General features: G+C 71.6%; 13 protein-coding genes. 8 read left to right on the top strand and 5 right to left on the bottom strand.

The annotated features are described in order from the left end of the window. The first annotated feature begins 36 nt into the window (after window positions 1-36). Window positions 37-1308, top strand: coding sequence for an MFS transporter (locus tag ACFWZ2_RS42910; protein ID WP_384555232.1), 1272 nt, complete (start codon window positions 37-39; stop codon window positions 1306-1308). On the opposite strand, the gene ACFWZ2_RS42905 is transcribed toward ACFWZ2_RS42910, so the two are convergent. Then, window positions 1259-1939 carry an AIM24 family protein gene (locus tag ACFWZ2_RS42905; protein WP_384555231.1) on the bottom strand — a complete coding sequence of 227 codons (681 nt, stop codon included), beginning with the start codon at window positions 1937-1939 and terminating at the stop codon, window positions 1259-1261. The genes ACFWZ2_RS42910 and ACFWZ2_RS42905 overlap by 50 nt on opposite strands. A gap of 33 nt (window positions 1940-1972) precedes the next feature. After that, window positions 1973-2545 carry a class I SAM-dependent methyltransferase gene (locus tag ACFWZ2_RS42900; RefSeq protein WP_384555230.1) on the bottom strand — a complete coding sequence of 191 codons (573 nt, stop codon included), beginning with the start codon at window positions 2543-2545 and terminating at the stop codon, window positions 1973-1975. Window positions 2546-2600: 55 nt separating this feature from the next. Here ACFWZ2_RS42900 and ACFWZ2_RS42895 point away from each other — a divergent pair, with 55 nt between their 5' ends. From ACFWZ2_RS42895 to ACFWZ2_RS42885, 3 genes are all read left to right on the top strand, one after another. Further along, a complete protein-coding gene (locus tag ACFWZ2_RS42895) occupies window positions 2601-3389 on the top strand; it encodes an AraC family transcriptional regulator (protein WP_384555229.1) in 789 nt (262 codons plus the stop codon). Window positions 3390-3450: 61 nt separating this feature from the next. Next, a complete protein-coding gene (locus ACFWZ2_RS42890) occupies window positions 3451-4251 on the top strand; it encodes an isocitrate lyase/phosphoenolpyruvate mutase family protein (RefSeq protein WP_384555228.1) in 801 nt (266 codons plus the stop codon). Between the two features lie 10 nt (window positions 4252-4261). Further along, on the top strand, window positions 4262-5731 hold the full coding sequence (locus tag ACFWZ2_RS42885; protein WP_384555227.1) for a membrane-associated oxidoreductase: 1470 nt from the start codon (window positions 4262-4264) through the stop codon (window positions 5729-5731). Here the strand turns inward: ACFWZ2_RS42885 and ACFWZ2_RS42880 are convergent. From ACFWZ2_RS42880 to ACFWZ2_RS42870, 3 genes are read right to left on the bottom strand one after another with little or no spacing between them, the layout of a single operon-like run. Then, window positions 5718-5948: a hypothetical protein gene (locus tag ACFWZ2_RS42880; RefSeq protein WP_384555226.1), complete on the bottom strand. Its 231-nt coding sequence runs from the start codon at window positions 5946-5948 to the stop codon at window positions 5718-5720. The two genes, ACFWZ2_RS42885 and ACFWZ2_RS42880, sit on opposite strands and share 14 nt — an antisense overlap. 3 nt (window positions 5949-5951) lie before the next feature. Beyond that, a complete protein-coding gene (locus tag ACFWZ2_RS42875; protein ID WP_384555225.1) occupies window positions 5952-6233 on the bottom strand; it encodes a DUF397 domain-containing protein in 282 nt (93 codons plus the stop codon). Further along, the gene (locus ACFWZ2_RS42870) at window positions 6215-7048 is read right to left on the bottom strand and encodes a helix-turn-helix domain-containing protein (RefSeq protein ID WP_384555224.1); all 834 of its coding nucleotides are present in this window, start codon (window positions 7046-7048) and stop codon (window positions 6215-6217) included. Before ACFWZ2_RS42870 ends, ACFWZ2_RS42875 begins: the two co-directional genes overlap by 19 nt. A 115-nt stretch (window positions 7049-7163) precedes the next feature. On the opposite strand from ACFWZ2_RS42870, the gene ACFWZ2_RS42865 reads away from it, so the two are divergent. The 4 genes from ACFWZ2_RS42865 to ACFWZ2_RS42850 all read left to right on the top strand — a co-directional run bounded on the left by ACFWZ2_RS42865 (window position 7164) and on the right by ACFWZ2_RS42850 (window position 9339). Further along, window positions 7164-7388, top strand: coding sequence for a hypothetical protein (locus tag ACFWZ2_RS42865; RefSeq protein ID WP_384555223.1), 225 nt, complete (start codon window positions 7164-7166; stop codon window positions 7386-7388). Further along, a complete protein-coding gene (locus tag ACFWZ2_RS42860) occupies window positions 7385-7606 on the top strand; it encodes a hypothetical protein (protein WP_384555233.1) in 222 nt (73 codons plus the stop codon). Before ACFWZ2_RS42865 ends, ACFWZ2_RS42860 begins: the two co-directional genes overlap by 4 nt. A 138-nt stretch (window positions 7607-7744) precedes the next feature. Then, entirely contained in the window at window positions 7745-8494 is a 750-nt protein-coding gene (gene recO / locus ACFWZ2_RS42855; RefSeq protein ID WP_384555222.1) for a DNA repair protein RecO, read from the top strand. A 23-nt stretch (window positions 8495-8517) separates the two neighbouring features. Continuing rightward, window positions 8518-9339 carry an isoprenyl transferase gene (locus tag ACFWZ2_RS42850; protein ID WP_384555221.1) on the top strand — a complete coding sequence of 274 codons (822 nt, stop codon included), beginning with the start codon at window positions 8518-8520 and terminating at the stop codon, window positions 9337-9339. Window positions 9340-9414 lie beyond the last annotated feature (75 nt).

Raw genomic sequence — 9414 nt, 5'->3', positions numbered from 1 at the left:
GCGTCAGGGGGGTGCGCGCGCCTAGAACTGGGGCGTATGAGCACTACGACCAAAGCGCCCGGTACCCGGTACGGGCAGACCGGGTCCGTCGGGGACCGTCCCGGCCCCGGACACGGGATACGCGCCGCCTGGATCATGCTGGCCTCCGGGTGGAGCGCCAACCAGTTCTCCGCGCTGCTCGGCGCCTACCGGTCCGATCTTGACCTCGCCGAATCCGCCGTCACCGGCCTCTTCGCCCTCTACGTCGTCGGCCTGATCCCCGGCCTGCTGGTCGGCGGCCCGCTGGCCGACCGGATCGGACGGCGCCCCGTCGCGCTGACGGCCCTCGCGCTGAACCTGCTGTCCACCGTGCTGCTGATGCTGGGCGCGGGGGCCACCGGATGGCTCGCGCCGGGACGGTTCCTGACCGGGGTCAGCGCGGGGGCGCTGCTCGCCGCGGGCAGTGCGTGGATCAAGGAACTCGCCTCGGCGGCGGCCGCGCCCCCGGCCACCGCCGCGCGCCGGGCCGGGCTCTTCGTCTCCGCGGGCTTCGCCACGGGCGGTCTCGCCGCGGCGCTGATCGCCCGCTGGGCCCCGGCGCCCATGGTCACGGCGTACGTCCCGCACGTCCTGCTCGCCGTGGGCGCGGGCCTCGCGGCGCTGCGGGCCCCGGAGACGCGTGAGGCCACGGCGTCCGGCACTGCGCGGCGCGGGTCCGGCGGGGTCGGGAAGCGGTTCCGGCGCGGGGTGCTGCCCGTCACGCCGTGGGTCTTCGCGGCCCCCACCGTCGGCTTCGTCACCCTCCCCGGCCTGGTGCACGGCGGGCTCGTCTACGCCGGGGTCGCCACCGCCGTCACGCCCGGCGCGGGGCTCCTGATCCAGCCGGTGGCCCGCCGTCTGGCCGCCCGCCACCGGCTCGCCACGGCGCTCGCGGGACTCATGACGATCGCGGCGGGGCTGGCGCTCGCGGCGGTGTCGGCGGCAGCGGAGGAGCCCGCTCCGGCCCTTGCCGCCGCGGCGGTGCTCGGCGCGGGCTACGGCCTCGTCCTGACCTTCGGCCTCACCGAGGTCACCGCCCTGGCCCCGCCCCACCGCCTGGCCCGGCTGACGGCGTACTTCTGGGCGGCGGCGTACACGGGGATGCTGACGCCGTACGCCCTGACGCTCCTCTCGGACGTGGCGGCGCCGCCCACCCTGCTCGCCGTGCTTGCGGCGCTCGCCGTCCTGACCTGCGCCGCGCTGCCCGCCCTCAACTCCCGGGCGGGGGACGGCGGTTCCGTCAGTGCTGCTGCGGCTTCTGCGGCGTCGCCTCGCTCGGGCGCACGATGACGTGACCCTCGCCCTGCAGCATCAGCTGGACCGCCTCGCCCGAACCGCCGCGGATCATCGAGCCGATGGACTGCGAGCGGTGCAGGGAGGTGGCGAGGCCGGCGGTCCAGCCGACGACCGCGTCGGTGTCGACGTACACGGGCTGCTCCTTGGTGACCGGGATCACCAGGGGGCTGCCCTCGCAGATCAGGCCGAGGCGGCCCGTGCCGGTGAAGACGCTGTTGAACAGGCCGCCGCCGGTGATGCCCGCGCCCTTCACCGTCTCGATCTTGTACGAGAGGGTCGCGTCGAAGCAGAGGACGTTGCGCCCGTTGACGGTGAGCACGTCGCCGGGTTCGACGTCGACGATGAAGCAGTTCTGCGCCTCGTGCGCGAACCACGCCTCGCCCTGCCCGCGCACGGCCATCAGCGGCAGGCCCTCGCCGGTCATCGCCCGCTTGAGCATGCCGCCGACGCCGCCCTGGCTCTTCCGCTCGAACTGGAGGTTGCCCCGGTAGGCGATCATCGCGCCCTGGCGTGCGTGCATCTCGCCGTTGACCGCGTACTTGATCGACTTGGTGTTCTGGAGGGTCATCCCGGGCGCGTGGGCGGGCTGGGCCATGTGGTCGCTGGAGAACAGGTCACTCTTCATGCCCACATCTTCGGGCATGGCGCAGGTCCTGAGCTATGGCCGGTGTGCGCGGAACCTCATGCCCCCGGTCTCCGGGTGCAGTTCGACGGCCACGTCCGTGAAGCCCGCCGCCTTGAGACGGCCGGGGAGTTCCTCCGGGTCCACGGTGTTCATGACGTCCCCGATGTGCAACTCGTCGAGTTCCGGGCTCGGCTGGCTGTCGCTGCCCGCGAAGACGCCGCCGGGGCGCAGCACGCGGAACGCCTCGGCGAAGATCCGGTCCTGGAGGGCGTCCGTCGGCACGTGGTGCAGCATCGTGAAGCCGACGACCGCGGAGTACGCGGCGTCGGGCAGCGGCATCCGGGAGGCGTCCGCGTGCAGGATGCGGGCCCGGTCGCCCCAGTCGCGCTCCAGGAGCCGGGCGGTCGCTTCGTCGATCTCGACCGCGGTGAGGCGGGGGACGAGGTCGACGAGCACGCGGAGGTTGGCCGCGTAACCGGGCCCGATCTCCACGACGTCGTCGCCAAGTTCGACGCCCTCCAGGGCCCAGGGCAGGAGGCGGTCCTTGACGGTCTGTGCCCACTCCTCGGAGCTGCACAGTGCTTGGTGTGCTTCGTTCATCGGCATACGGCGACGCTAGGCCGGGCCCCGCGGTGGCTGCCACGGGCTAGGCTGCCGTCCCATGTCGCGCACCGGACACGACGACCTGAACTTCGGTCCCCACCCGCGCCCCACCACCGCGATCTTCGTCGCCGACTTCGCGATGCCGCGCGGCCGCGCCTTCCGGACCCACGTCCACCCCGCGCACCAACTCGCCTGGGCCGCACGGGGGTTGCTGCGGGTCCGCGCCGAGCAGGGCACCTGGATGCTGCCCCCTTCGCTCGCCCTGTGGATCCCCGCCGGACTGCCCCACGCGACGGAGGCGGAGGGCGACACCGTGATGCGGAGCCCCTACGTCGACCCCACGCACTGCCCCGCCGCGCACGTCTGGACGGAGCCGACCGTGCTGGAGGTCGGCGACCTGCCGCGCGCCCTCATCGACCACCTGGTGCGCGACGACCTCGCCCCCGACGCCCGCTCGCGCGCCGAGGCCGTCCTCCTCGACGTCCTGCGGCCCGTCCCCGTGGCGACCGTCTCCGTGACCGAGCCGCACGACCCGCGGGCCCTGCGGGTGGCGCGGGCGCTGGCCGCCGCCCCGGCCGACGGCCGGACCCTGGAGGAGTGGGGGAGTGAAGTCGGCGCCTCGGCACGGACGTTGGCGCGGCTCTTCACCGCCGAGACGGGCCTCGCCTTCGGCCAGTGGCGCAAGCGCCTGCGGATGCGGGCCGCGATGCCGCTGCTGGCCGAGGGCCTGCCGGTGGAGTCGGTGGCCCGCCGCGTCGGCTACGCGTCGGCCAGCTCGTTCGTCGCCGCGTTCCACCGCATCGTGGGCCTCACGCCGCGCCAGTACTTCCCGGTCAGGGAGGAGTGAGCCCCCCTCCGCCGGGCACATTTCGGCCCGCACCGAAAGACCATGCCCCTACGCTCACCTCATGACGACCCGGTACGAGGAGTTCCGCGACCTGCACCGATCCGGCGCGCCCCTGCTCCTGCCCAACGCCTGGGACCACGCGTCGGCCGCCGCGTTCGCCGCCGCGGGCTTCCGCGCCATCGGCACCACCAGCCTCGGCGTGGCGGCCGCGGCGGGCCTCCCTGACGGGGCGGGCAGCACCCGCCAGGAAACCCTCCGCCTCACCCGCGGCCTGACCCGCCTCGACGCGCTGGTCAGCGTCGACATCGAGGGCGGTTTCAGCGACGACCCCGGCGAAGTCGCCGCGCTGGCGGTCGAGTTGGCCGACGCGGGCGCGGTCGGCATCAACATCGAGGACGGCCGCCCGGACGGCACGCTGCGGGACACCGCCCACCAGAGCGAGATCCTCCACGCCGTTCACGAGGCCGTGTCCGACCGGCTCTTCGTGAACGCGCGGACGGACACGTACTGGCTGACGCCGGGCGACGGCTGCGCGGCGGCGCGGACGGAGGAGCGGTTCGCGGCGTATCAACAGGCGGGCGCGGGCGGCCTTTTCGTCCCCGGGCTGAAGGACGTACGCGTCATCGCCGAGCTGACCTCCGGCTTCGAGGCGCCGGTGAACATCCTCCATGCCCCTGACGGCCCCGCCCTGCCGGAGCTGGCCGAGGCGGGTGTCCGGCGCGTCAGCTGCGGATCACTCCCGTTCCGCGCGGCCCTGCGCGGGGCCGTGGCGGCCGTCGAATCCGTGGTCCGCGGGACGGCGCTGCCCGAGGGCATCCCTTCGTACGCCGAGACGCAGGCGTTGTCCGAAGCCTTCGCCTAGAGTCGCGGCGGTGGACACGAGTCGACTGAGTGAAGCCGAGCGGCGGGTGTGGGAGGCGTATCCGCTGGGGCGGAGAGTCGAATTCCGGCCCGGGGGCCGTGGATCCGCCGCGTCCGGTGCGGGCTGGGGGCCCGAGCGGACCGTGCGGGCCGAGGTGTTGCGGGCGTTGCTCCTTGACGGGCCCCGGCATGAGGGCGAGACGGCGAAACTGCGCGTCGCCGGTGTCCGCGTCACCGGACGGCTCGACCTCACGCACGTGGACGTGGCGGCACCGATCCGGCTGTGGTCCTGCTTCTTCGAGGAAGAACTCGATCTGTACGGTGCGCAGTTGCGACAGCTGAATCTCGGGTGGAGCGTGCTGCCGGGCCTGCGCGCCATAGCCCTCCGGGTGGACCGTTCCCTGCGGATGACGGGGTGCCGTGTACGGGGTCCCGTCCGGCTCGGCGGCGCGCGGATCTCGGGGGCGGTCTTCTTCGACTCGGCGGAACTGGGCGAGGAGGGAGTGGAGTTGGCCGAGCCCGTCCTCGCGCTCAACCGCACCACCATCGACGACGACCTCCAGGCCGAAGGCCTCACCGCCCACGGTCTCGTCCGCCTCGCGGGCGCGGTGGTCGCCGGGGGCATCACCTTCGACGACGCGGTGCTCAGCAACCCGGGCGGCACGGCCCTGCACGCGTCCAATCTCAGCGCAGGCACGGACCTGCACGCGATGCGGCTGAGGGCGTACGGCCGCGTCAACATGCCCGGCGCCCGCATACCCGGCCAGCTCAACCTGGAGGCCGCCCGGCTCACCAACCCCGGCGGCACGGCCCTGCGCGCCAGCGGACTCGTCGGGGGCGCCCTCTATCTCGACGAGGCCGAACCCATCGAAGGCACCGTCACCCTGCGCGGCTGCCACCTCGAATTCCTGCACATCGCCCCGGAGACCTGGCCGGACAAGGTCCGCCTCGACGGCCTGACGTACGCGCGGTTCGGCCCGCACGCACCGGCTGAGCGGTGGCTCCCGATCCTCGAACGGGACACCGACGGCTACGTCCCGTACGCCTACGAACAGCTCGCCGCCGCCTACCGCCGCATCGGCGACGACGCCGCCGCCCGCACGGTGCAGCTCGCCAAGCAGCGCCGCCACCGGGCCACCCTGCCCTCCTACGCCAGGGCCTGGGGCTACCTCCAGGACGTCACCGTCGGCTATGGATTCCGGCCCACCTGGGCGGCGGGCTGGCTGCTCTCCCTCGTCCTCGTCGGCTCCGTCACCTTCGCGCTGCGCCGGCCCGCCGCCCTGAAGCCGGGCGAGGCCCCGGACTTCAACGCGCCCTTCTACACGCTTGACCTGCTGCTGCCGATCGTCGACTTCGGCCAGGACAAGGCGTATGCCGCGCAGGGCGTGTACCAGTGGTTCGGGTACGTCCTCGTCGTCCTGGGGTGGACCCTCGCGACGACCATCGCGGCGGGGGTCACCCGGGCGATCAGCCGGCAGTAGGCCCCGCGCCGGACCGCAGGCCCTCGATGTACGCGTCGACCTGCGCGCAGTCGTACCCACGCCGGTCCATCTCGAACGAGGGCGGCTCCGCCGGTGGCGCGGTGCTGGACATCCGCCTGATGTAGTCCTGGACCTGCACCCGGTCGTATCCCCGCCGAACGATCTTGAACCCCAGCTCCAGGGAGAACTCCGTGTCCCCCTTAGGCGGCCACTGCATCCGTCAGCGCCCCACCTTCGCGACGAACGCGGACCATGCGGCGGCGCCGAAGAGGAGGGTGGGGCTGTCTTGGGCGATCTTGCTGTCCCGGACAGGCACGACGCCGGGGACTCCGTCGGCTACCTCGACACAGTTGTCACTATCGTCGCCGCTGCTGTAGCTGCTCTTGCGCCAGCGGGCGGCGCCCACGAAGTCGTACGCGACCTCGACGCAGTTTTCGCCGCCGTCGCCGCTGCTGTAGCTGCTCTTACGCCAGCGGGCGTTGCTCAGGGCGTACTCGTGCATGTTCTGTAGTCCTCCGACACAGAGTCGATCAGGGCCAAGGACGCTTCCGGTGACAATGCGACGGCCCTGAGCAGATCGTAAGACGCCCTTACTCGCTTCACCACCGTGGGCTCGTCGAGGAGGGTTCCCGAACTCACGCCTTCTGTATAGACAGTTGGCGGCGCGTCCTCGAACTCCATGAGCTTCATCATCTTGCCCATACGCGTATGCGCCCCAGCGGCGAAGGGAAGCACCTGCAGCAGCACCTTTCGCTCCCGTGCCATCGCCGAGAGGTGATCCAACTGTGCGGCCATGATGTCGGGGCCGCCGACCGGGACGCACAGGGCGGTTTCGTGCAGGATCGCCCAATACACGGGGCGTGTGGCGTCCTTGAGCAGCTGGGCGCGATCCATGCGGGCCCTGAGCTGCTCCTCGATGTACTCGTCCGTGGCGAACGGGTTGCTCGCCTCGTAGAGCGCTCGGGCGTACCCGGGAGTCTGGAGCAGTCCGGGAACCAGTGCCGGTTCGAACTCGCAGATCTCGGTGGCCAGCCGCTCCAGCTCAGCTACATGTGCGAAGTACTCCGTGAATGGCTGTTCTTTGATGAGCTTGCGCCAGAGCCGTTCGAAAAAGCCCCCGGTTTGTAGCACCTCATCAATACGTTGAGCCACATCAAGCTGTGGGCGGCGAATTGCCTGCTCGAACTGGCCAACGTACCCACCGGAGACGAAAACTCGTACCCCCAGTGCGGATTGGCTGAGCCCCGCGTCCTCCCGCCTGCGCTTCAGCTCCGCGCCGAAGAACTCCCATGCCGCCTGCCGCGAACCATTGGCCATGGCTAACCGCCCCTCACTGCCCCGCAGTTGTAGAGGACAGACTCCTGCCGAGTGTAGGTGGAGCCCGTCACCGTAGGGGGGAGAAGAGTGAAATCCACAGGCAAAGGGGAGCCACGTGAAGGCGGAATCGAAGCGGCATGCGGTGGCATGTATCGAACAGGCGGAGGACACCGTGACGGAATTGCGCGACGCACTCACCAGGGCGGGAATTACCTTGCCGTCATTGCGGATCGACCCGGCCTCACTCGCCCGTGAAGCGCCCTGCCCGCGCATCGAATTGGGCGGTTGTTCCGTCGATGTGGCGGCTCGTCTCGCCGCCGCGCTGAGGAGCGCGGCGTGACCCGGCGCCTGCCTGTGGGGGCGTACGTCGTGGACACCCGTAACGGCCGGGTCGGCCGGGTGATGGGCCACGAGGGACCGTACGTCCAGCTGCGCCCCTACGGAGGGGGCAGGGAGTGGGACTGCGCACCGGAGGCGGCCCGCACGGCGACCACGGCGGAGCGGCTGCGCGCGGCGACGGCGTATGCGAACGCGCGGAGCCGGGGGGAGGTGCCTTGACGCGGGCCGTCGGCCGGGGGTGATCAACTCCGGCCCGGGGCTCTCGGCCCGGCTAACGTTCGGCCGAGCCGAGAGCCCCCGGCCCGAGCCGCGACGCCCCCGCCCCGCGCACGCGGCCCCGTGCGCGAGAATGGCCCCATGAGCCTGTTCCGCGACGACGGCATCGTCCTGCGCACCCAGAAGCTGGGGGAAGCGGACCGGATCATCACTCTGCTCACGCGCGGTCACGGACGCGTACGCGCGGTGGCCCGCGGGGTGCGGCGCACCAAGTCCAAGTTCGGGGCGCGCCTCGAACCCTTCTCCCACGTCGACGTGCAGTTCTTCGCGCGCGGCAGCGAACTGGTCGGCCGCGGCCTGCCGTTGTGCACGCAGAGTGAGACGATCGCTCCGTACGGTGGCGGAATCGTCACGGACTACGCGCGCTACACGGCCGGGACGGCCATGCTGGAGACCGCGGAGCGGTTCACCGACCACGAGGGCGAGCCCGCCGTGCAGCAGTATCTGCTGCTCGTCGGCGGGCTGCGGGTGCTGGCCCGCGGGGAGCACGAGCCGCATCTCGTCCTTGACGCGTTCCTGCTCCGCTCCCTCGCCGTGAACGGCTACGCCCCGAGCTTCAACGACTGCGCGAAGTGCGGGCTGCCCGGGCCGAACCGGTTCTTCTCGGTCGCGGCGGGCGGTTCGGTCTGTGTGGACTGCCGGGTGCCCGGCAGCGTCGTACCCTCGGCGGAGGCGCTCACGCTCCTCGCCGCGCTGCTTACGGGCGACTGGGCGACGGCGGACGCGTGCGAGGCGCGGCACGCGAGGGAGGGCAGTGGGCTCGTATCGGCCTATCTGCACTGGCACTTGGAGCGCGGTCTTCGCTCCCTGCGGTACGTAGAGAAGAACTGAAGCTAGCTAGGAGAGAGCCCCCCATGGCACGACGCGGAATCCTCGGACGGTCCCGCCGTGAGTACGCGACCCCTGAGCCGCACCCCACCGGCGCGCGGCCGCCCAAGATCCCCGGCGAGCTGGTGCCCAAGCACGTCGCCATCGTCATGGACGGCAACGGACGGTGGGCGAAGGAGCGCGGTCTGCCGCGCACCGAGGGGCACAAGGTCGGCGCCGAGCGCGTCCTCGACGTACTGCAGGGCGGCATCGAGATGGGCGTCGGGGCGATCTCGCTCTACGCCTTCTCCACCGAGAACTGGAAGCGGTCCCCGGACGAGGTGAAGTTCCTGATGAACTTCAACCGTGACTTCATCCGCAAGACCCGCGACCAGCTCGACGAACTCGGCATCCGGGTGCGCTGGGTGGGCCGGATGCCCAAGCTGTGGAAGTCGGTCGCCAAGGAGCTGGAGATCTCCCAGGAGCAGACCAAGGACAACGACAGGCTCACGCTGTACTTCTGCATGAACTACGGCGGCCGGGCCGAGATCGCCGACGCCGCGCAGGCACTCGCCGAGGACGTGCGGGCGGGGCGGCTCGACCCGTCGAAGGTGAACGAGAAGACCTTCGCCAAGTACCTGTACTACCCGGACATGCCGGACGTCGACCTCTTCCTGCGGCCCAGCGGCGAGCAGCGCACCTCCAACTATCTGCTGTGGCAGAGCGCTTACGCCGAGATGGTCTTCCAGGACGTCCTGTGGCCGGACTTCGACCGCCGCGACCTGTGGCGGGCCTGCCTGGAGTACGCCTCGCGCGACCGCCGTTTCGGCGGGGCGATCCCGAACGAGCTGCAGATCGCCCGGAGTTAGCGGCCGGGCATGCGGGAGGGGCCCCCCCCCGCCGCAAGACGGTGCGGGCCCCGCCCCAAACCCCCGGGCGACATT

This window comes from Streptomyces sp. NPDC059002, from assembly GCF_042740435.1.
In the GTDB taxonomy this organism is placed as follows: domain Bacteria; phylum Actinomycetota; class Actinomycetes; order Streptomycetales; family Streptomycetaceae; genus Streptomyces.
This window is presented reverse-complemented; position numbering and strand designations above follow the sequence as displayed.